General features: G+C 32.8%; 19 protein-coding genes. 7 read left to right on the top strand and 12 right to left on the bottom strand.

Features of this window, described 5'->3' with window-relative positions; all coding sequences use genetic code 11:
- The first annotated feature begins 29 nt into the window (after positions 1-29).
- Together PQ462_RS21970 and PQ462_RS21965 are read left to right on the top strand one after the other, a co-directional pair.
- The gene (locus PQ462_RS21970) at positions 30-614 is read left to right on the top strand and encodes a thymidine kinase (RefSeq protein ID WP_012022677.1); all 585 of its coding nucleotides are present in this window, start codon (positions 30-32) and stop codon (positions 612-614) included.
- 37 nt (positions 615-651) lie between these two features.
- Positions 652-1089: a hypothetical protein gene (locus PQ462_RS21965; protein WP_274251582.1), complete on the top strand. Its 438-nt coding sequence runs from the start codon at positions 652-654 to the stop codon at positions 1087-1089.
- Positions 1090-1458: 369 nt separating this feature from the next.
- On the opposite strand, the gene rpoN is transcribed toward PQ462_RS21965, so the two are convergent.
- The 4 genes from rpoN to PQ462_RS21945 all read right to left on the bottom strand — a co-directional run bounded on the left by rpoN (position 1459) and on the right by PQ462_RS21945 (position 7738).
- Positions 1459-2919 carry an RNA polymerase factor sigma-54 gene (rpoN, locus tag PQ462_RS21960; protein WP_274251581.1) on the bottom strand — a complete coding sequence of 487 codons (1461 nt, stop codon included), beginning with the start codon at positions 2917-2919 and terminating at the stop codon, positions 1459-1461.
- Positions 2920-3049: 130 nt separating this feature from the next.
- Positions 3050-3445, bottom strand: coding sequence for a GxxExxY protein (locus tag PQ462_RS21955; protein WP_274251580.1), 396 nt, complete (start codon positions 3443-3445; stop codon positions 3050-3052).
- Between the two features lie 188 nt (positions 3446-3633).
- Entirely contained in the window at positions 3634-5079 is a 1446-nt protein-coding gene (asnS, locus tag PQ462_RS21950) for an asparagine--tRNA ligase (RefSeq protein WP_012022674.1), read from the bottom strand.
- 292 nt (positions 5080-5371) lie between these two features.
- Entirely contained in the window at positions 5372-7738 is a 2367-nt protein-coding gene (locus PQ462_RS21945) for an efflux RND transporter permease subunit (protein ID WP_274251579.1), read from the bottom strand.
- Between the two features lie 220 nt (positions 7739-7958).
- Between PQ462_RS21945 and PQ462_RS21940 the strand changes: the two genes are divergently transcribed.
- From PQ462_RS21940 to PQ462_RS21930, 3 genes are all read left to right on the top strand, one after another.
- Positions 7959-8720 carry a sensor histidine kinase gene (locus PQ462_RS21940; protein ID WP_012022671.1) on the top strand — a complete coding sequence of 254 codons (762 nt, stop codon included), beginning with the start codon at positions 7959-7961 and terminating at the stop codon, positions 8718-8720.
- Positions 8683-9402 (top strand): LytR/AlgR family response regulator transcription factor, encoded by a 720-nt coding sequence (locus PQ462_RS21935; protein WP_274251578.1) that lies wholly within the window; start codon positions 8683-8685, stop codon positions 9400-9402. Before PQ462_RS21940 ends, PQ462_RS21935 begins: the two co-directional genes overlap by 38 nt.
- 113 nt (positions 9403-9515) lie before the next feature.
- The gene (locus tag PQ462_RS21930; protein WP_274251577.1) at positions 9516-11786 is read left to right on the top strand and encodes a cation:proton antiporter; all 2271 of its coding nucleotides are present in this window, start codon (positions 9516-9518) and stop codon (positions 11784-11786) included.
- A 196-nt stretch (positions 11787-11982) separates the two neighbouring features.
- Here the strand turns inward: PQ462_RS21930 and PQ462_RS21925 are convergent, their stop codons facing one another.
- The 3 genes from PQ462_RS21925 to pyrH all read right to left on the bottom strand — a co-directional run bounded on the left by PQ462_RS21925 (position 11983) and on the right by pyrH (position 16010).
- Complete coding sequence (locus tag PQ462_RS21925; protein ID WP_274251576.1) at positions 11983-14478, bottom strand: DUF5686 family protein; 2496 nt, start codon at positions 14476-14478, stop codon at positions 11983-11985.
- 118 nt (positions 14479-14596) lie between these two features.
- Entirely contained in the window at positions 14597-15160 is a 564-nt protein-coding gene (gene frr, locus PQ462_RS21920) for a ribosome recycling factor (protein WP_274251575.1), read from the bottom strand.
- A gap of 142 nt (positions 15161-15302) precedes the next feature.
- Positions 15303-16010 carry a UMP kinase gene (gene pyrH, locus PQ462_RS21915; protein WP_012022665.1) on the bottom strand — a complete coding sequence of 236 codons (708 nt, stop codon included), beginning with the start codon at positions 16008-16010 and terminating at the stop codon, positions 15303-15305.
- 179 nt (positions 16011-16189) lie between these two features.
- Here pyrH and PQ462_RS21910 point away from each other — a divergent pair, with 179 nt between their 5' ends.
- Complete coding sequence (locus PQ462_RS21910; protein WP_274251574.1) at positions 16190-16504, top strand: hypothetical protein; 315 nt, start codon at positions 16190-16192, stop codon at positions 16502-16504.
- A 350-nt stretch (positions 16505-16854) separates the two neighbouring features.
- A complete protein-coding gene (locus PQ462_RS21905) occupies positions 16855-17472 on the top strand; it encodes a thioredoxin family protein (RefSeq protein ID WP_073410624.1) in 618 nt (205 codons plus the stop codon).
- A 416-nt stretch (positions 17473-17888) separates the two neighbouring features.
- On the opposite strand, the gene truB is transcribed toward PQ462_RS21905, so the two are convergent.
- The 5 genes from truB to PQ462_RS21880 form a co-directional block, all read right to left on the bottom strand.
- On the bottom strand, positions 17889-18578 hold the full coding sequence (gene truB, locus PQ462_RS21900; protein ID WP_274251573.1) for a tRNA pseudouridine(55) synthase TruB: 690 nt from the start codon (positions 18576-18578) through the stop codon (positions 17889-17891).
- Complete coding sequence (locus PQ462_RS21895) at positions 18578-19375, bottom strand: undecaprenyl-diphosphate phosphatase (protein ID WP_274251572.1); 798 nt, start codon at positions 19373-19375, stop codon at positions 18578-18580. The genes truB and PQ462_RS21895 overlap by 1 nt, the downstream gene beginning before the upstream one ends.
- Positions 19376-19475: 100 nt before the next feature.
- A complete protein-coding gene (locus PQ462_RS21890) occupies positions 19476-19733 on the bottom strand; it encodes a DUF3098 domain-containing protein (RefSeq protein ID WP_073410674.1) in 258 nt (85 codons plus the stop codon).
- 84 nt (positions 19734-19817) lie between these two features.
- Entirely contained in the window at positions 19818-20693 is an 876-nt protein-coding gene (locus PQ462_RS21885) for a cell division protein FtsX (RefSeq protein WP_274251571.1), read from the bottom strand.
- Between the two features lie 241 nt (positions 20694-20934).
- Positions 20935-21531 (bottom strand): molybdopterin-dependent oxidoreductase, encoded by a 597-nt coding sequence (locus PQ462_RS21880; RefSeq protein WP_274251570.1) that lies wholly within the window; start codon positions 21529-21531, stop codon positions 20935-20937.
- Positions 21532-21628: the final 97 nt, after the last annotated feature.

The following is a 21628-nucleotide window of genomic DNA, read 5'->3' as shown; positions in this document are numbered from 1 at the left end:
ATTCATTTTTAAAGGCAGAAAAATACAAAATGTTTCTCGAAAATACAGTAAATCACAAAGAACAATTTGGTTGGATTGAAGTTATTTGTGGATCAATGTTTTCGGGTAAAACCGAGGAATTAATCCGCAGATTAAAGCGCGCACAGTTTGCCAAACAAAGAGTTGAAATCTTCAAACCCGCTATCGATACCCGTTATCATGACGAAATGGTAGTGTCTCATGATGCTAATGAAATTCGTTCCACCCCAGTTCCGGCTGCAGCCAATATTTCTATTTTGGCGCAGGGATGCGATGTTGTCGGTATTGATGAGGCTCAGTTTTTTGATGATGAAATTGTAACAGTTTGTAATGATCTCGCAAATCGCGGTGTTCGTGTAATCGTGGCTGGACTTGATATGGATTTTAAAGGAAATCCGTTTGGACCAATGCCGGCACTTATGGCAACAGCAGAATATGTTACGAAAGTTCATGCTGTTTGTACCAGAACAGGAAATCTGGCTAATTATAGTTTTAGAAAAACAGATAATGACAAACTTGTAATGCTTGGTGAAACCGAGGAATATGAGCCGCTTAGCCGTGCAGCGTATTTTAATGCAATGAAAAAAAATCAGTAAAAGCCGTTTTTATATTTATTTAAAATTTCAATAACCAATGGAGGAAAAACAGAATAAAAGAAAACAGAATGTTTTATTATTAGTTGTAATTGGAGTTGCACTTGCACTGGCAGTTTTTTTTCAGTTCTTTCTTTCTGAAAAATCAGATGAAGTGAAAACCGAAGTGACAGAACTGGTTGAAAAATACAATAAAAGCTGTCCGCTTAAAATTCAGGAAGGTATTCGTTTAGAAAATGTTACGCTTACAAAAGAAAGAGTTGTTCAGTATAATTTGACATTGACAAATGTAGAAAAAGCGACAGCCGAAACTAATGTGATACAAGAAGAAATTGAAAAAAGTTTGTTAAGTACTGCTAAAGCAAATCCGGGATTACAGGTTTTTAGAGATAATGACTATACTTTGGTTTATAGTTACAGCGATAAAAAGAAAGCTTTTTTATTTGATATAACAATTTTACCAGATCAATATAAATAATTTAGCGTTTTAAAAGACGCTGTTAAACCCGACAGGTTTCAAAAACCTGTCGGGTTTTTTGTTTTAAAAATATATTTATTCATTCCGTAGGAATGTCTGGTTGATAGATATTTTTAATTTGATTCACCTGATATACGTTCCGTAGAAACGTTTGATTATGGTTTAGCATATTCAATGGTTAGAACAAGTGTCCCTATAGGACACAACCGAAATACCGCTTATATTTTTTTCTACACACGAGATATTCCTACGGAATATTGAATATTATTTAATTTTAACTAATTGATAAAAATAAACCCCGACATGTTTTAAAACATGTCGGGGTTGTTATTTAAATGAGCTTATATTTCTATATAGTCTATAAAAATCTTAAATCTTCTTTCTCATTCTCGCAACCGGAATATCTAATTGTTCTCGGTATTTAGCGATTGTTCTTCTCGCAATTGGATACCCTTTTTCTTTTAAGATTTCGGCCAATTGATCATCTGGAAGCGGTTTTCTCTTGTCTTCTTCCTCAATTGTGTTTTGAAGAATCTTTTTAATTTCAAGAGTTGAAACATCTTCACCCTGATCGTTTTTCATAGCCTCAGAGAAAAACTCTTTAATAAGTTTAGTTCCGTATGGCGTTTCAACATATTTGCTGTTCGCTACACGCGAAATTGTCGAAATATCCAAACCAACCATATCAGCAATATCTTTTAAGATCATTGGTTTTAGTTTGGTTTCGTCACCGTCTAAGAAATATTCTTCCTGATAATGCATAATTGCATTCATCGTTACAAAAAGAGTTTCCTGACGCTGTCTGATCGCGTCGATAAACCATTTTGCAGAATCTAGTTTTTGTTTGATAAACTGAACTGCATCTTTCTGTGCAGTCGATTTATCTTTCGATTCTTTATACGTCTGCATCATTTCCTGATAATCTTTAGAGACGTGCAGGGAAGGAGCATTTCTTCCGTTTAAAGTTAGTTCCAGTTCACCGTCAACAATTCTGATGGCAAAATCGGGAACAATGTTTTCTGTAACTTTATTGTTTCCTGCAAAAGAACCACCCGGTTTTGGGTTTAATCTTTCAATTTCATGAATTGCTTTTTTAAGCTGTTCGTTAGAAACGCTGTATTTCTGTAAAAGCTTATCGTAATGTTTCTTTGTAAAAGCATCAAACTGATTTTCGATAATGTCAATGGCTAAATCAACATATTCAGTTGGTGTTTTATGTTTTAGTTGAAGCAGTAAACATTCTTGTAAATCACGTGCGCCGACTCCCGAAGGTTCCAATTCATGAATTACCGTCAACATTTTTTCAACCATTGCTTCATCAGTGTAAATTCCCTGAGTGAAAGCCATATCGTCTACGATGTCCGGAATGCTTCTTCGGATATAACCCATATCATCAATACTTCCCACAAGGAATTCAGCAATTTCGCGTTCTTCATCGTTTAAAATAAAAGTATTCAGCTGATTGATTAAATCCTGATGAAAACTGATTGGAGCCGCAAAAGGTGTTTCGCGCTCTTCGTCGTCGCTGTAGTTGTTTACCTGAGTTTTGTAATCAGGCGTATCGTCGTCGCTTAGATATTCGTCAATGTTAATGTCGTCTGCTTCGATTCTGTCTGATTCTGCATCATCATAATCGTCATAGTCTTCATTAGCGTATTCATCAGCTTCGTAATCGTCTTCTTTACCAGCTTCCAAAGCTGGATTTTCGTTCATTTCTTCTAATAAACGCTGTTCAAAAGCTTGCGTAGGCAATTGAATTAACTTCATCAGCTGAATTTGCTGTGGAGATAATTTTTGGGATAATTTTAAATTTAAAAATTGCTTGAGCATAGTTAAGGCGCTATTTTTTGCCACTAAGGCGCGAAGGCACAAAGTTTTTTTTATTTGTTTTTTGTTTCTTGCCGTAAACAGGACTAAGACACAAAGTATTTTGTTTGCTTTCTTCTATTTTTACGAAAATTTAAAATACTCTTTTTGTATTTATAAATCTTCTGATTCCGCTCTTTATTAACGGAACATTGAAATTAATTAAAAAGCCTAAATCTTTATTCAGTAGTTTTAATTGACTTATGATTTGTGCTTCCCAAACGGGATTTATTTGTTCAACTGCTTTTATTTCTATAATTATAGAATCTTCAACCAGTAAATCTAATCTTAAGCCTTCGCTAAATTCAATTCCATCATACACGATTGGAATATCAACTTGGCGTTTTACATCAAGACCTGCTTTGCTAATTTCGTGAGCAAGACAAACTTCATAAACTCTTTCTAATAATCCAGGTCCAAGTTGTTTGTGAACTTTAAATGCTGCGTTTACAATTATTTTTCCAATTTCTTCCGTTCTTTCAGAGAGCATATTTTTTTAAGGGTTTTGCCACGAAGGCACAAAGTTTTTTTAAGTTTTTAAATCTTTACTAAAAAAATAAAATAATACTTGTGAATTTGTGTCTTCGTGGTATTATTTTAATTTTTTTGAGTCTTTAATTCAGTTAGTTTAAAAATAAACTTAGCGTCTTAGCGCCTTTGTGGCAAAAACTTTATTTCTTAGAACTCAGCACTTCCAGGAGTTCTTGGGAAAGGAATTACGTCTCTAATGTTTGTCATTCCAGTCACAAACAATACTAAACGCTCAAATCCTAAACCGAAACCTGCGTGAGTTGCCGATCCAAATCTTCTAGTGTCTAAGTACCAGTATAATTCTTCTTTATCAATTCCTAGTTTTTCCATTTTCTCAACCAGAACGTCGTAACGCTCTTCTCTTTCAGAACCACCAACGATTTCTCCAATTCCAGGGAAAAGGATATCCATTGCACGTACTGTTTCTCTTCCTGGTTCTGTGTTGTCGTTCAAACGCATGTAAAACGCTTTAATGTTTGCTGGGTAATCGTATAAAATTACTGGACATTTAAAGTGTTTTTCAACCAAGAAACGCTCGTGTTCTGACTGTAAATCTGCTCCCCATTCGTTAATTAAGTATTGGAATTTCTTCTTTTTATTTGGAGTTGAATCTCTTAAAATGTCAATTGCTTCAGTATAAGAAACACGTTTGAAGTTGTTTTCCAATACGAAGTTCAATTTCTCTAACAATGCCATTTCGCTTCTTTCAGCCTGTGGTTTTGATTTTTCTTCTTCAAGAAGTCTTCCTTCTAAGAATTTCAAATCGTCTTTACAGTTGTCTAAAGCATATTTAATTACATACTGAATAAAATCTTCAGCCAAATCCATGTTGTCGTCAAGATCGTTGAAAGCAACTTCCGGCTCGATCATCCAGAATTCTGCCAAGTGGCGAGAAGTATTTGAATTTTCTGCTCTAAACGTTGGTCCAAAAGTATAAATCTGCCCCAAAGCCATTGCAAAAGTTTCACCTTCTAATTGTCCAGAAACCGTTAAGTTGGTATGTTTTCCAAAGAAATCTTTTTTGAAATCAATGTTTCCTTCTTCATTTTTTGGAAGATTATCCAATGGCAAAGAAGTTACTTGGAACATTTCTCCAGCACCTTCTGCATCTGCTCCAGTAATGATTGGCGTGTTTACATAAACGAAACCTTTTTGCTGAAAATAGCTGTGAACCGCATAAGACAATACCGAACGTACACGCATAATCGCACCAAAAGCATTTGTACGTACACGCAAGTGAGCGTTTTCACGTAAAAATTCTAAAGAGTGTTTTTTAGGCTGCATTGGGAATTTCTCTGCATCAGAATCTCCAAGAATTTCAAGTTTGTTTACTTGAATTTCATATTTCTGACCTGCACCTTTACTTTCAACCAAAGTTCCAATTACAGAAACTGCAGCTCCAGTCGTGATTCTTTTTAAAGTTTCTTCTGGAGTATTTTCAAAGTCAACAACACATTGTATATTATTAATTGTAGAACCGTCATTTAAAGCGATGAACTGATTATTTCTAAAAGTTCTCACCCATCCTTTTGCATTCACTTCCTGTAACGTCGTCGTACTGTTTAATAAGTCTCTAACTTTTGTGTGTTTCATTTTTATATATAATTGATATTAAATAATATTCGTTTTGAACAACTGCAAATATAATCGATAATAATTAATTTGAGAAGCTGAATTTTTTATAGACTTTGTAATATTTCCATTTTTTGTCATTTCGACGAAGGAGAAATCTCCGTAAGAAACTCGACAAAGTTAGGAATTACTATGCGGAGCTGCTTGCGGAGATTTCTCCTTCGTCGAAATGACAGACTTTGTGTTGAGCTTTGTCAAAGTTTTGAACTTTGGCAAAGCTTTTTATTTTAACTTGTGAATTTGCAGTAAAAAATTATTTCTCCAAACTCTCCAATTCTTCTTTCTTCGTTTTCTTCTTCTCAAAAGTCAAAACCAAAGATGGTAAAACGACCAAGTTAGCAAACATCGCAAAAACCAAAGTACAAGAAATTAATCCTCCTAAAGCAATTGTTCCGCTGAAGCTTGATAAAGTAAAAGTGGCAAAACCTAAGATCAACACGATTGAAGTGTAGAATGTGCTTACTCCAGTTTCTCTTAAAGCGCTGAAAACAGATTTTTTTACTTTTCCTTTATTTTGAGTCAATTCATCTTTGTATTTAGCCATAAACTGAATTGCATTATCAACCGAGATTCCGAAAGCGATACTGAATACTAAAATCGTCGAAGGTTTTAACGGAATTCCGAAATAACCCATTAATCCCGAAGTGATGCAAAGCGGTAGAATATTTGTAATCAAAGAAGCTGCTACCATTTTGAACGAACGGAATAAGTACAGCATTAAGATTGCAATAGTTAGAATCGCAAACAATAATGATTCAATTAAGTTATGTGCCAAATAAGTTGTTCCTTTCTGGAAAACTAATGCTTTTCCTGTAATCGTAACTTCATAACGGTCTTTCGGGAAAATTTCGTCAATTTTCTTGCGAAGTTTTCCTTCTACTTTTGCCATTTCATCTGTTCCAATATCTTTCATAAAAGTAGTGATTCTGGCATATTGTCCAGTCGAATCAACATACGCTTTCATTAAGTTTTCTTTACTGTTTTTGGTTGCATTTTTAGCATAACCCAAAATAAAAGTCTGTTCCTGAGAAGTTGGCAATTGGTAATATTCAGGGTTTCCGTTGTAGAAAGCCTGTTTTGCATATTTAACCAAGTTTACAACCGAAACAGGTTTTGCCAATTCTGGAATTTCAGAAATGGTATTTTGCAATTCGTCCATTTTACGAATTGTCGATGGCTTCATAACACCTTTTTTATTTTTAGTGTCAATCATGATTTCAAGTGGCATTACACCGTTGAACTCTTTTTCGTAAAATAAAATATCCTTAAAGAAAGAAGCGCTTTTCGGCATTTCGCCAATCAAACTTCCTGAAACTTTCATTTGTCTAACTCCATTTAAACTCACAAGAAACAGAACAGCGTAAATGCAATAAACAATTGTCTTTTTGCCTTTAACGATAGTTGTAACTGTATTTAAAAGTGTCGAAATGTAAGTTTTGTCTAAGTGATATAAATGTTTCTCTTTTGGCAATGGCATAAAACTGTAAATAATTGGCACGATAAAAAGTGTCAAAGTATAAACAGAAATCACGTTGATAGAAGTTACCAATCCAAACTCAAAAAGCAGTTCGTTTCCTGTAATCATCAAAGTTGCAAAACCAATTGCAGCCGTTAAATTGGTCATAAAAGTTGAATGCCCAATTTTTGAAATAACACGCTGTAAAGCTTTTGCCTGATTGTTGTGTATTTTGATTTCCTGCTGATATTTGTTGATCAGGAAAATACAGTTTGTAATTCCGATTACGATAATTAGCGGCGGAATAATTGCTGTTAAAATCGTGATTTTATAACCAAATAAACCAAGTGTTCCAAACGACCAGGTTACTCCGACAATTAAAATACAGATTGAAATAAACGTTGCTCTGAACGAACGGAAGAAGAAAAAGAAAATCAAAGAAACGGTCAATAAAGACGCTCCAATAAATAATCCGATTTCGCCTTTCATGTTGTCTGCGTTAATCGTTCTGATGTATGGCATTCCAGAAACTTTAAGATCGATTCCGGTTGTTTTTTCGAATTTATCGATTTTAGGAACCAAATCATTTAAGATAAAAGTCTTTCTTTCAGCCGTATTTACCAGCGCTTTGTTCATGTAAATTGCAGATCGAACGCTTCCGCTTTCTTTGTTAAACAGCAATCCTTCGTAAAAAGGCAGATTGTGAAACAAATCGTATTGGACGCTTTTTAAATAATTGGCGTCAAGTACTTTGCTTTCATCAATAAAAGGTGCTAGAACAAACTTTTGGTTTACTGTATCTTTTTCAAGTTTCTTTAAATCATTCAAAGAAATTACCAAATCAACTTCTTTGGCTTTTTTCAAACCATTCATCAATTCGGTCCAGGCCGCATAATTTTTTGGTGTAAAGAATTTAGGATCTTTAAAACCAATAACAATTAAGTTTCCTTCTTCGCCAAATTTGTCTAAGAATTTTTGATAATCTTTATTTGCAACATGATCTTTCGGAAGCAGGTTGGCTTCAGTATAAGTCATAGAAAGATTCTTCCACTGATAACCAAAGAAAATAGTTAAAGCAGAAAGTATAACCAGAATCGTAATTCGGTTTTTAAGTATGATTCGGGCTAATTTTTCCCAAAATCCAACTTGGACAGCGTTTTTCATAAAATCTTTAAAAATGGATGCAAATGTAGTGAAAAGTGCTCGAAATCATCTATAATCAATTGTATTTTACTTTATGTTAACACTAAAATCAAAGTTTGTTATTAATGATAATTTTCTTGGTTTTTGTTATAGAACCGCTAGCTTTTCTCATATTTGTAGTGAATTTTGGTTTTGAACGGCAAAAAGAATTCAAATTTAATCTGTAGAAAAATAGAAAAACATGCAGGAAAACAACACTACGACTTTTATTTTTTTAGCAATTCTTTTACTGTTAATCGTCATCATTTGTTTTATGATGTATCAATTAATGCAGTCCAAAAAAGCAAAAGAAGATGCTGAAAAGAGTTTTTATGCGCTTGAGGTAAAAGTTAACGATCTTCAGCTGGAAAATTTAGAATCAAAACTCAATCCGCATTTGTTTAAGAATATTTTAAATTCGATTCAGTCACATGCGTACCAGACTTATTTTGCTTTAGACAAACTCGCAAATGTTTTGGATTATATTTTATACGAAAGCAAAAAGAAATTCGTGACTGCAAAAGAAGAAATTAATTTTGCACTCAATTTAATCGAAATCAATAAAATTAAAATTAGTCCGCTTTTTGAATTGAAGATTAAAACAAATATTAATGAAGATGATAAATTATACGATCAGCCTTTGTTAGCACCTCTCATTTCTATTGATTTAATTGAAAATGCTTTTAAACACGCAGATCTTCAAAGTGCCGATGCTTTTATTTCGGTGGTTTTTGAGTTTAAAGACAATGCTTTTTTTATGACGGTTTCTAATAAAATATCCGATAAAAAAGTTCTCAAAAAAGAGAGAAGTGGTTTTGGCCATGCTACTTTAGAACATCGTCTGCGAATTATTTACAAGAATAATTTTAAACTCGATAAGTTTATTGAAAACGACGTTTATATTGCTCATCTTAAAATAGATTTACTTGAATACAAAACTGAAATGCTTGCTTCTGGACGATGAACTTCCGGGATTGACTTATTTAAAAATGCTTTGCGAACAAATTCCTGAACTGGAAATTGTAAAAACATTTAATAATCCTGAGAAACTTTTATCTGATATTCCAGATCTGGATTTTGATCTCTTAATTTCTGATATCGAAATGCCGGGAATGGACGGCCTGCATCTAGCCGAAATACTCGAGAATAAATTAGTGATTTTTTGTACGGCTTATAAAGATTATGCCGCCGATGCTTTTAATATTGATGCTGTAGATTATATCACAAAACCTGTAAAATTAGAACGTCTTCAAAAAGCAGTTTCCAAAGCTTTTGAGCGTTTTGATAAAGCTGATAATTCAAAAAAGTTTATTCAGCTCAATACAGACAAAGGAAAAACGCTGCTGTATTTTAATAAAATCCAATATATCACAACAGCATCAAGTGACAGTCGGGATAAAACGGTTTTGCTTGCAGATGGAAGTTTACTGAATTTGAAAAACGTAAAATTTGATACACTTTTGCAAGAATTACCGGATGCTGATTTCTGCAGAATCAATAAAAAAGAAATTGTTGCGGTAAAGGCGATAAAATTCTTTAACCATAACGAAATTGTACTTCATCATTTAGAAGAAAATAATAAAAATACTTCTCTAATTCTGAGCGAAACGTATCGTTCTGATTTTTTGAAAAAGGTAAAATTATAACTTATTACAAAGTTTTTCCGACTTGTTACATACATTGAAAATTAGCTTGTAATTTGCTTTTTCACTTAAAACTCAGTTCTGATATTTGCGGCAATAAATTAAAAGAACGAGTTATGAATAACATTAAAAACTCTTTATTCTACATAACCATCATTGGAGGATTTACCGCCCTCATTTATTGGATAATTTCAAAAGGCGCAGCAATTGAAGCCGGGCGTCATATTGTAAAGAAACAAATCGAGAGCAACCATTGGAATGATTTTCTAGATTCTATGGTTCACAATTTACAGCACCCTTTAGCTATATTATTGGCGCAGATCGTGACTATTATTTTAGTAGCGCGTTTATTTGGATGGTTTTTTAGAAAAATTGGCCAGCCTTCTGTAATTGGAGAAATGATTGCGGGTATTGTTCTTGGGCCGTCTTTGGTCGGGATGTATTTTCCTGAATTTTCAGCAGCTTTATTTCCAAAAGAATCATTAGGAAACTTACAGTTTTTAAGTCAGATTGGTTTAATTCTTTTCATGTTCGTAATCGGGATGGAGCTGGACTTAAAAGTGCTGAAAAATAAAGCACATGATGCTGTAGTTATCAGCCATGCCAGTATTGTAATTCCGTTTGCGTTAGGATTAACTCTTGCGTATTTTATATACCACACTTTTGCCCCAATTGGTGTTGAGTTTTCTTCTTTCGGATTATTTATGGGAATTGCTATGAGTATAACTGCTTTTCCGGTTTTGGCCAGAATTGTGCAGGAAAGAGGAATGCAGAAAACAAAACTGGGAACTATTGCCATTACTTGTGCCGCTGCCGATGATATTACAGCATGGTGTATTCTTGCTGTTGTAATTGCTATTGTAAAAGCAGGTTCGTTTACAAGTTCACTATACGTAATTGGTCTAGCGATTTTGTATGTAATTATTATGTTAAAAATCGTTCGTCCGTTCCTGAAACGTGTCGGAGATTTAAATTCAACCCGCGAAAGTTTAAATAAACCGGTTGTTGCGATTTTCTTTATCACACTTTTGATTTCTGCTTATGCTGCGGAATTAATTGGAATTCACGCCTTATTCGGAGCATTTTTAGCGGGAGCAATTATGCCTGAAAACAATAAATTCAGAAACATATTTATCGAAAAAGTAGAAGATGTTGCGATTATCGTTTTACTGCCTTTGTTTTTCGTATTTACAGGTTTACGTACACAAATTGGATTATTGAATGATCCTGAATTATGGAAAGTAACAGGATTAATTATCGCGGTTGCCGTTGCAGGTAAATTCTTTGGAAGTGCTTTGGCAGCAAAATTTGTGGGACAGAACTGGAAAGACAGTTTAGCTATTGGTGCTTTAATGAACACAAGAGGTTTAATGGAACTTGTGGTTTTAAATATTGGTTATGACCTTGGAGTTTTATCAACAGAAATTTTTACCATGATGGTAATTATGGCGTTAGTGACAACTTTCATGACAGGTCCTGCTTTAGATCTTATCGGGTTTATTTTTAAAGATAAAATAACGGCTATTCCTCAGGAAATTGGAAATAAAAGCAAATACAAAATTCTGCTTTCGTTTGCGACTCCTGAAAGAGGAAAAAAGCTTCTTAAAATTGCGAACAGTTTAGTTAAAAAACAAGGTGATAACTCGATCGTAACAGCAATGCATTTGTCATTGAGTACAGAGGTGCATTCGTTTGACATAAAAGACCATGAACGTAAAATGCTGGTTCCTGTAGTTGAAGAATCGCACCGCTTAAATCAAAATATGGTGAGCATGTTTAAAGTGTCTAATGATATTGATACTGATATTATTGATGCGGCAAATCAGGGAGAATATGATTTATTGCTGGTTGGTTTAGGACAATCTATTTTTGACGGGACTCTGCTTGGAAAAATTCTTGGATTCACAACCAGAATTGTAAACCCTGATCGTTTAATTGATAAGTTTACCGGAAAAGAAGGTTTGTTTGAAAATAATCCTTTTGACGAAAGAACACGTCATATTATTACCAAAACTAAAATGCCGGTTGGTATTCTTATCGATAAAGATTTAGAAGAAGTAAATCAGGTTTTTATGCCAATTTTTAATAAAGAAGATGCTTTTTTAATTGATTACGCTAAAAAATTAATCAATAATAACGGTTCACAGATTACGGTTCTTGATGCCAGCGGCGATGTAAAAAATACCCGCGAAATTCAGGAAACAATAAGATCTATTGAACAGATTGCTCCAAATCATATTATGATTATGCATGACAGAACAATTAAAAAAGAATTCTTAGACGGCCAGAATTTGATGATTATAAGTTTAGACAGCTGGAAAAAACTTATCGAATCTCAAAGCACATGGCTGAATAATACGCCTTCCGTTTTGATTTTGAAGCCATAAGATTTTAGAAAATTTCAATATCTAAATCCCAAATTCCAATTTTTATGATTGGGGTTTGGGATTTTTTTTTATGTGAAATTCGTTCGCATTTTTGTCATTTCGACGTAAAGAGAAATCTTCACAATAAACTCGACAAAGATTAGGTAAGCTTTTGCAAGGTTTTCGGTTAAACTCGCTCCTAATTGAAATTTACTTTTTAAAGCCCAAGATCAAGGACATAAGAAATTTTAACTGCAATATTGTCCTCAAACTTCATTAACTGGTTTGGTCCGTAACGATAGAATCCGCCAAGACCGAAACCTTTGTAGATTTTATTTAATTCAATACCCGATTCAAAAAAACCTTTGTCAAGCGTTTTATATTCAGGACCAACATGCTGTTCTGGTTTTTCCATATTTCCCCATGCCATTCTGCTGACCAAAACTACTGTTGGGCGAACTTTTTTCAGAATTCTGATTCGGTTAAAGCCATGTTTGACCTGGAAAAAGATGTACTGACTTGAGAAAAACTCATTAAAAAACATGGTTTCAAAGCTGTTTCTTCCGGCAAAAGTAATACGCTGGATAACGGTTTCTTTTGTAAGGTTGTTGGGCATTGTATTGTATAAGTGCGTAAGCGGCACATCACCTAAGGCATAACCGCCTTGTAAAAGCAAACTTGTTTTTTGTCCGTTTAGATATTTCTTTTCATATTCAGTTTTGAAATCTATTTTTCCAAAATTAAAATCGTTGTCTAAAACATTTGGCAGTGATTGCGTGTACTGTAAAGTAAATCTCGGAAATCTCTTGTCAGATTCCGTTCTTCCTGTCGGCGTTTGCATAAAATCACTAAAAGGCGCCCAAACTATCGAAAGCATGGCAGTTGTCATAATATAACTAGAATACAATTGACCATTGTAATTAAAAAGATAATCGAACTTTGGTTCAATCTCTGTTCTGGCTAATTCAAGAACAGCTTCTGTTTTTGGGATAATTTTGGTTTGTACATTGGCTTTCCAGCTTGTATAATGATAAAATGTGCTAATGTTAATCGGGCGTGGATCGTAAATTTTAAAAACACGTTTGTCAACTGCAAAAAGGGTACTCGCAATCTCACGAACATCATCTGTGTAAGATCCATTAAGCCAGGTGTTGGTGTTTTTATCTAATAAAACGCCGGCGCCTAAATTGTATTTAACAACACCGTCTTTTGTGCCATAAGCTGTATAGCCTTCAATTCTAAAATTTTTAGAAAACTTGTCATTTGTAATACCGCCTAAACCTAAACGAAAACCTTCATAATTGTTGTAACTAATAATTTTCTTTAAATCTAAATCAACCGGACCAATAGGAATGTAACCGTTGATGATTTTTCGCCCAAATCCCAAACGTTTTTCAATTCTTCGGCTTACAGATAAACTGTCTAATAATTGATAGGTTTTCTGGCTTTTTTGGTCTAAAGCTTCTTTTCTGTACTGGTTCCAGAATTCTTCGGGTTTTTTACCTGCATCGTCTTTAATTTCGATATAAAGAGACGGATTTTTTATAGGAGTTTCGAGATTATAATGAATGTCGAAATTATTACTCTCAGAAAGCAAATAGGTAAAATCAGAAGCGGCTTTTTTTCTTGGTTCAAAATCTTCGGCAACGTCTCCATCAAACTGAATTGTTCCGCCTAAAATTTTAATATCGTCGTCATTTTTTCCTTTTACGATTTTGAAAGTAGTATTGCTCTGGAACCATATTTTTTCATTTGGTACATAATTAAACTCATGAATACCGCTGATATCCAAAACTCCCTTTATCCGCATAACTGCTTTTGCAATGGCAAAATTTTGTGAGTCAATATATAATACTCCTTCTAAACCAGAAGTTCTTCTTTTGTGCTTGTTTTTAAAGTAAATCATAAAAGTTCCGCGTCCTTTTATGTTTACAGTATCTAATAATTTGTAATTATAAGATGCTGGTGCAGTATTCGAAATTGGGTTTTCATATTTCGTTTCAAACAACTCGTATTTATTGTCATAAATAGAAATTGACTGTAAATTGAAAGCGATAACCTCGTAAATAGGATTTTTAAAACCCGCTATTTTTGTCCCGAGAACAGTTTCTTTTAATTTATTATTCCCGAATTGGTATTGGGATACTTTTTCGGTTTGAAACAAATGCTGTTTGGTTATGATTTCTTTGAATTTATAATCAGAAGAATCTATGTTGATTTTCTTTTTATTTAAATCCTTATACACTGCCGAAGAATCTATTCTTCCATCAATTGAATCCGGATTAGCCGTTACGATAAGTTTATTATAGGTTTTGTAATCAAAACTTTTCAGCCTTTTCTGCGGATTGTTATTGTTTTTATTTGCAATAACTTTTTTGATAATGGTTAACGCCGGATTTTCATTAGAAACAATAACTTCTTTTAAATCATCTGTTTTTTGAACTAATGAAATAGAGTAAAATTTTTTGTTTTCGGCCAAAGCCACAATTTTAGATTGAAAACCAATATAGGAAACCGTAAAGTTTCCGGATTTAGTAAGCGTTTTAAAAATAAATTTTCCATCAACATCTGTTATCGTATTGCTGTTATCCGAAGTTGTAATTGTAGCAAATGGAAGAGGTTTGTTGTTTGAATCAGTTACAATTCCGTTTATTTGAAATTGCGCCTGAATACTAAGCGTAAAAAATAATGTCAGTAAACAAAATAGCCTCATAGAGAATTATATAGATTCAAAAACGAAAAGGATTTGATTTTGGTATGCAAAAATAAGAATAAAAAAATCCGTCTGATAATTTTACCAGACGGATTTCTAAAAATTCAGTATCAAATACTTAAACTTTCATGATTTCGGCTTCTTTTGCAGCCAATAACTCATCAATTTTTTTAATGTAAGTATTTGTTAAGTTTTGAACTTCTTCTTCTGCAGATTTACAGATGTCTTCTGAAGTTCCTTCTTTTTCTAATTTTTTGATATCAGTGTTAGCGTCTTTACGAACGTTACGTATACCAATTTTTGCATCTTCAGCTTCAGATTTTGCTTGTTTTGCTAAATCACGACGACGCTCTTCTGTTAAAGGCGGTACGCTGATAATGATAACGTCTCCGTTGTTCATTGGGTTAAAACCAATATTGGCAATCAAAATTGCTTTTTCAATGGTTTGCAGCATGTTTTTTTCGAAAGGCTGCAAAGTAATAGTTCTTGCATCCGGAACACTGATTTTTGACACTTGAGAAAGTGGTGTTGCTGATCCGTAATAATCAACAAAAACACCTCCCAGCATTGCTGGAGAAGCTTTTCCCGCACGAATGTTTAGAAATTCTTTTTCTAAGTGTGCAATAGAACCGTTCATAGATTCTTCAGTACTTTCTAATATAAAATCGATTTCTTCAGTCATTTTTTTTAATTTTTAATTTTTAGAAGATTAGATTTTTAGACTCAAAAATGGATTCTTCTAATTTGCTAACGATGTTGTTTTATTTATTGAAACTGCTTTTGAAAATTATAAAGATTATTAATCTTCTAATAATCTAAGCAGCCTAAATATTTACTACAGTTCCGATGTTTTCGCCTTCGCAGATTTTTAACAGGTTTCCAATTTTGTTCATGTCAAAAACAACAATTGGCAGTTTGTTTTCCTGGCTTAAAGTAAATGCGGTTGTATCCATTACGTTTAATCCTTTTTTAAGGACATCATCAAACGAGATGAAATCAAATTTTACAGCCGAAGCATTTTTTTCAGGATCAGAATCGTAAACACCGTCAACGCGGGTTCCTTTTAAGATTACATCAGCATTAATTTCGATTCCTCTTAAAACAGCTGCAGTATCAGTTGTAAAATATGGGTTTCCGGTTCCGGCACCAAAAATTACAATTCTTCCTTTCTCAAGGTGGCGGTCAGCTCTTCTTTTAATGTATGGTTCTGCGATAGATTCCATTTTTAAAGCAGTCTGCAAACGCGTTTTCATTCCTTTATCTTCAAGTGCGCCCTGCAAAGCCATTCCGTTAATAACAGTAGCAAGCATTCCCATATAGTCACCTTGCACTCTGTCCATTCCTGCGCTTGCACCGGCAACGCCTCTAAAAATATTTCCTCCTCCAATAACGATAGCAATTTCTACTCCTTTGTCGTGAATCTGCTTAATTTCGTCTGCATATTCCCCTAATCTTTTAGGGTCAATTCCGTATTGTAAATCACCCATTAAGGCCTCGCCGCTAAGTTTAAGAAGAATTCTTTTATATTTCATGTTGTGTTGCGTTAATTTGTGCAAATATAGACATATTCTGATTTTTAAAAATAATGTTTTAAAATAATTTTCAAGTTCTCTTTTGTTACTAAAATTTTTATTTTGTATGAATTTACTTTATTTTTGTCTTGTTGGAATGTTTCAATTTTATTACGGTCTTTAATAAGAATAAATCAGGTATGGAAATTCAAGGAAATAGTTTTGTAATAACATTTAATTGTAATATGGATGATTTGTTTCTAATGGAAATTAAGTCTAAAGGTTGTGTTTTAGGTGCTATCTTGACTATAAAAAACGAAATAAAAATTGAAATTAATTTTTATGATCCGACAAGATTTAAACAAGAAATGGAAGATGAAATAGATTGTTATGATTTTTTTTATTTAGAGAATGCTGTGATAATAAAAGAAATTACTATTGATGAGATCTTAGTTGCAGTTGATAGTATTGTTTCAAAGAAAGTTTACGAAAGAATGGTTAAGCTTAATTTTTAAAAGTTATGAAAATAACAGAGGCAATGAATACATATAAATATCGCATTATATGTAATTAAAAATAAAGGGTTTGAAATTTCATTACAAATGAATGATGCAGAATACGAAATTCTTTTTTGATAGCAAAAAAGAGTAATATCTGTGTTTCTGCTTTTACTCCTTTTGTCACTTTTAGCATTAATTGATATTTCTGAACAGTATGGATAAGATTGAATTCTATTAAAACAGGAAATATATATGATGAAATTTTAAATTCTGAAATATAAGATATAATCTTCCTTCAAAATGACAAAAGTCATTCTTTCATCTTCTTAAAATCCGTAATTTTATAGTAAGCAAAATAAACCTCTATGAAAAGTACTGTAGCAAAAGCATTATTCAACAGCTATTCGTATGCTGAATATCGAAAATTAGTTACTGATTTATTATCTGAAGGAAAATCAACCGGAAGCCAGCAGTCTGAAAGTCTCACGAATTATTCAAAACTAAACGAAGCCAGAATGAATCGTTTAGAAAAAACAATTACAATTTCTGAAGATGTCATTTCAAAATTAAGGCATTTAGATAATCACTACATCTGGCTTGTAATTTCTGAAGGCTGGTGCGGCGATGCAGCGCAGATTCTTCCAATTTTGAATAAAATGGCTCACGAATCTGATAAAAAAATTGATCTTCGAATTGTTCTTCGTGATGAAAATGATGAATTAATGAATCAATACTTGACAAATAACGGCAGAGCAATTCCTAAAGTTATTGTAATTTGTAAAGAAGCCGGAATTGTACGTGCCGATTGGGGACCAAGACCAAAAGGCGCCACAGAATTAATGGAAACCCATAAAAGAGAAGTCGGTCCAATTGATGAAAAAATCAAAACAGATCTGCAGTTATGGTATTTGGCAGATAAAGGAATATCTGTTCAAAGTGAATTGGTCGAAATTATGGAAAATATTAAATATAATAGGCTGTAATAACTATTTAAAAGTGTGTTTTTGTTAGTAAGGCGTTGATAATAAAAGAAATAAGAAGTTAAAAAATGGGTTTAAATTTTTTTCTTATTAAGAAAATTTGTAATTTAGTAAAACCATCCCACTTCTATTATAACTTTCTGATTTACTCTTTTTATTGGTGTTTGTTTAATGTCTAACAATTAAAATACACTATTATGAAAAAGTTATTCGAAAGGTTTTATGATTTCTTCTCTACATTTTTATTTGGAGGAAAAAATGTGCCTCACTATTAAATTTAAAATAAGTATGAAATAGTATTACTTATTTTTTAAAGCCTGGCACATTACTTTCATTTAGTAATGTGCTTTTTTATTTATTTAAAGTTTTAAAAAACCAGTAAGTGTATCCATGAAACGGATAAACAAAATCTGTTGTTTCTATTGAAGACTTTCTTCGAATAAAGTAATGTCAATTGCATTTTTTACATCATAATCGCCAATTTTGGTTCGGCGTAAAACGGTTAAATGCGAACCTGAATTCATTGCTTTTCCAAAATCGTAAGCAAGCGAACGAATATAAGTTCCTTTACTGCAAACTACTCTAAAGTCAATTTCAGGCAATGCAATGCGAGTGATTTCAAATTCGTGAATTGTTGTTTTTCTGCTTTGAATTTCGATTGATTCGCCGGCGCGTGCATGTTCATATAATCGAACACCGTCTTTTTTAATAGCTGAAAAAATAGGCGGTTTTTGATCGATTTCACCTAAAAATTGTTTTACCGTTTCGTGAATTAGAGCTTCGTCAATATGTTCTGTTGGGAAAGTCTGATCGATTTCGGTTTCTAAATCATACGATGGAGTAGTGGCTCCAATATAAAATGTTCCTGTATATTCTTTTGCCTGTCCTTGAAGTTCAGAAATTCTTTTTGTGAATTTTCCAGTGCAGATTAATAATAATCCGGTTGCCAAAGGATCTAAAGTTCCGGCATGACCAATTTTGAACTTTTTTGGAAGTCCTACTTTATTAATTAAAAGGTATTTTAATTTGTTAACTGCCTGAAACGAACTCCATTTTAAAGGTTTGTCTATCAGTAAAACTTGTCCGTCTAAATATTCTTCAGGTGTCATTATATAATGGTAAGCGGGTGAATGAAAAAGTGAATCAGTAATAAAATGATTCCGGCAATTATTCTGTAATAGCCAAATACTTTAAAACCGTTTTTAGTCAAAAAGCTAATAAAAGTTTTAATAGCAAGAAGTGCTACAATAAATGCCGCAATATTTCCAATGATTAAAATATTTACCTGATCGTGAGATAATTCAAATCCTGCTTTATAATAATCGTAGCATTTTTTTACTGTTGCTCCTAACATAGTTGGAACGGCTAGGAAAAATGAAAATTCAGCAGCAGTTGTTCGGGATAATTTTTGAGACATTCCGCCAACAATACTGGCACCGCTTCGTGAAACTCCAGGAATCATCGCGATACATTGAAATAATCCAATTTTAAGAGCTTGCAAATAGGTGATTTCCTGTGAAGTTTCGGCCGCGTTTGGATTGTTAAACCATTCATCAACTTTTAATAAAATCAATCCGCCTATTAAAAGTGAAACCGCAACTGTAACCGGGTTTTCTAATAATCCGTCGATAAAGTCACTCAATAATAATCCTAAAACTACAGCCGGAATAAAAGCGACTAAAAGTTTAAAGTAAAAATCAAGAGTTTGAAAAAAACGTTTGAAGTATAAAACGACAACCGAAAGTATAGCGCCAAGCTGAATAACAATCGTAAAAAGTTTAGTGAAATCTTCATGCGCGATTCCAAAAAAAGAAGAGGCAATAATCATGTGCCCGGTTGAAGAAACAGGTAAAAATTCTGTAATTCCTTCAATAATGGCAAGAACGATAGCTTGTAATGTATTCATTTAATTTAGATTTTTAGATTTTAGACTTCTTAGAATGTCAGATTTTTTTAAAGAAATTAATTTCTCTAATAATCTAAAGATCCAAGTTGTCTAAGAAAGTCTATTTAGATTTTTTGAAAATAGAATAAATCGTGATTCCAAAACCAATTAAAACAGTGGTTGGAGCTAAACGAATACGTCTAAAACTAAAAACATCCTCATTAAAAACATTTGGATTATCACTTCCTCCGCCAGACATTAAAATAAATCCTAATGCAATTACAGCAATACCAATTAATAAAATTTTATAATTGATACCGTCAAAAAGGAATTCCTGTTTTTGAACTTGTTGTTCTTCTTTATTATTGTTGTTTTTCATTTTTATGTGTTTGTCAGCCTTAGCGAAGTCGAAGGCATTTTTTTTTAAATCTAAAATCTGCAATCTAAAATCTGCAATCTAAAATTAATAAAGATCGTCAGTTCTTAAATTCAGGAATCGCTGTGTTGCAAAATGCGTACTTACCCATGTAATTAAAACGCCTAATCCAAAAACGGCCAATAATACCAATCCAATTAAAGCTTTGTCTTCTAAAATTCCTAAACCAGGGAAATTCGTTTCTACATAAAATAAAAGTCCAATTAAGGCTATGATTGCCAATAAAGCACCAAGCATTCCCAGTTTTACGCTTCGCATTACAAAAGGCTTGCGAATAAACGATTTTGTTGCGCCTACCATCTGCATGGTTTTAATAATAAAACGATTAGAATGTATAGACAAACGAAGTGAACTGTTAATTAATAAAACGGCTATTACAGTAAGAAAACCGCTTATGATTAAAATCCACATACTAACTTTTTTGATATTGTCATTTACCAGATTTACCAATTGTTTGTCATACACAATATCTTCGATCATAGTATTTTTACGCAAAGCACTTTCTATTTTTAGAATGCTGTCACGTTCAACGTAATCTGCTTTTAAATGAATGTCGTATGAGTTCAATAAAGGATTTTCTCCTAAAAAGGTCAGGAAATCTTCTCCAATAATATCAGTATGTTCTTTAGCAGCTTTTTCTTTTGTTACATAAACATACGAAAGAGCAAAAGGAGCTCTTTTTAATTCAGAGTCGAAAGCTTTGATAATACTGTCATTTGCCTCATTTTTAAAGAAAACTGTCATAGCTATTTTTTCTTTAAAATCGTCAGCCAGTTTTTTAGAATTAATGATAAATAATCCTAGTACTCCCAAAAGGAATAAAACCAAGAATACACTTAATACTACCGAAAAATAAGAGGAAATTAACCTGCGTTTTTGAAATTTATCAAAGTTAGAACTCATAGTATGCTTAAATTATGGGGTAAAAATAATAAAGAATTTCTTTATTTAAAGTTAATAACAAACTTTTGTATTATAAATATACGATTTGATATTGAATAAAATGTTGATTTAACCGCAAAGTGCGCAAGGTTTTTTAATTCTCTAACCTTATATAAGCGCAAAGTTCGCAAAGCTTTGTGTTGATAAAGCTTTGCGAACTCTGCGTAAACCTTGCGTACTTTGCGGTTAAACTCTCAAAAAACTATTTCACTTTGTAAACTTCAATGCTCTTAAGCCAGTAAACATGTCTTGGTCCAGTTTTGATGTCGTTTTTACAAATCAAAATCATTTCACCGTTTTTAACTGGTTTTCCGTTTTCTTCAAACAATACATAAGTATTTTCGCCTGTTGGGTTATTAAAAATTTCAGCCCATGAAAAAGTCGCTTTATAATCGTCTGAAGCTCTGGCTACAATATAAAAATTGCGATCTTTATGATTTTCTTGTTTGATTTTAGCTTTGTCTAAAATATCTTTCAAAAGAACACCTTTGCAGGCTTTGACTTCTCTTTTAATTGCGCCGCCTTTCCCTGTTATTTTTAGATTCTCAATGGTAATCACTTTCATTTTCTTTAAGGAGTCAATCGTTAGTTGAAGTGGAAATTCGATTTCACCTTTTACTTCAATTTGATGATTGGCTAATTTTAAACTGTCTTCGGCAGTAAGAGTTTTATGTTCGTGTTTCTCTTTTTTTGAAACAGATTCAGTAGAAACAATTTCTTCTTGATCTTTTTTAGATGAGTTACACATCGTACATGAAAATGCAATTAGAATAATTAGAAAATAATTTATGGTTTTCATAGTTACTTAGCAGTTTATATTTATTTCAATATTAAGTATTTTTACTTAATTTTAATAAGTAATCCGATATTTTATTTGTTTGTCAATGAAATAGCTT

Origin of the sequence: Flavobacterium sp. KACC 22758, from assembly GCF_028736135.1 — a bacterium.
Taxonomy (GTDB): Bacteria; Bacteroidota; Bacteroidia; order Flavobacteriales; family Flavobacteriaceae; genus Flavobacterium; species Flavobacterium johnsoniae.
Note: the sequence above shows the minus strand (reverse complement) of the source record. Positions and strands in the feature narration are given on the sequence as shown.

Excerpts from the sequence above, each read along its gene's own strand:
- PQ462_RS21910 (WP_274251574.1), top strand. The coding sequence starts at position 16,190 with ATGGAAATTCAAGGAAATAGTTTTGTAATAACATTTAATTGTAATATG.
- PQ462_RS21945 (WP_274251579.1), bottom strand. The coding sequence starts at position 7,738 with ATGAAAAACGCTGTCCAAGTTGGATTTTGGGAAAAATTAGCCCGAATC.
- asnS (WP_012022674.1), bottom strand. The coding sequence starts at position 5,079 with ATGAAACACACAAAAGTTAGAGACTTATTAAACAGTACGACGACGTTA.
- PQ462_RS21885 (WP_274251571.1), bottom strand. The coding sequence starts at position 20,693 with ATGAGTTCTAACTTTGATAAATTTCAAAAACGCAGGTTAATTTCCTCT.
- PQ462_RS21880 (WP_274251570.1), bottom strand. The coding sequence starts at position 21,531 with ATGAAAACCATAAATTATTTTCTAATTATTCTAATTGCATTTTCATGT.
- PQ462_RS21965 (WP_274251582.1), top strand. The coding sequence starts at position 652 with ATGGAGGAAAAACAGAATAAAAGAAAACAGAATGTTTTATTATTAGTT.
- PQ462_RS21955 (WP_274251580.1), bottom strand. The coding sequence starts at position 3,445 with ATGCTCTCTGAAAGAACGGAAGAAATTGGAAAAATAATTGTAAACGCA.
- PQ462_RS21970 (WP_012022677.1), top strand. The coding sequence starts at position 30 with ATGTTTCTCGAAAATACAGTAAATCACAAAGAACAATTTGGTTGGATT.
- PQ462_RS21890 (WP_073410674.1), bottom strand. The coding sequence starts at position 19,733 with ATGAAAAACAACAATAATAAAGAAGAACAACAAGTTCAAAAACAGGAA.
- frr (WP_274251575.1), bottom strand. The coding sequence starts at position 15,160 with ATGACTGAAGAAATCGATTTTATATTAGAAAGTACTGAAGAATCTATG.
- PQ462_RS21925 (WP_274251576.1), bottom strand. The coding sequence starts at position 14,478 with ATGAGGCTATTTTGTTTACTGACATTATTTTTTACGCTTAGTATTCAG.
- PQ462_RS21930 (WP_274251577.1), top strand. The coding sequence starts at position 9,516 with ATGAATAACATTAAAAACTCTTTATTCTACATAACCATCATTGGAGGA.
- PQ462_RS21905 (WP_073410624.1), top strand. The coding sequence starts at position 16,855 with ATGAAAAGTACTGTAGCAAAAGCATTATTCAACAGCTATTCGTATGCT.
- PQ462_RS21940 (WP_012022671.1), top strand. The coding sequence starts at position 7,959 with ATGCAGGAAAACAACACTACGACTTTTATTTTTTTAGCAATTCTTTTA.
- pyrH (WP_012022665.1), bottom strand. The coding sequence starts at position 16,010 with ATGAAATATAAAAGAATTCTTCTTAAACTTAGCGGCGAGGCCTTAATG.
- rpoN (WP_274251581.1), bottom strand. The coding sequence starts at position 2,919 with ATGCTCAAGCAATTTTTAAATTTAAAATTATCCCAAAAATTATCTCCA.
- PQ462_RS21895 (WP_274251572.1), bottom strand. The coding sequence starts at position 19,375 with ATGAATACATTACAAGCTATCGTTCTTGCCATTATTGAAGGAATTACA.
- truB (WP_274251573.1), bottom strand. The coding sequence starts at position 18,578 with ATGACACCTGAAGAATATTTAGACGGACAAGTTTTACTGATAGACAAA.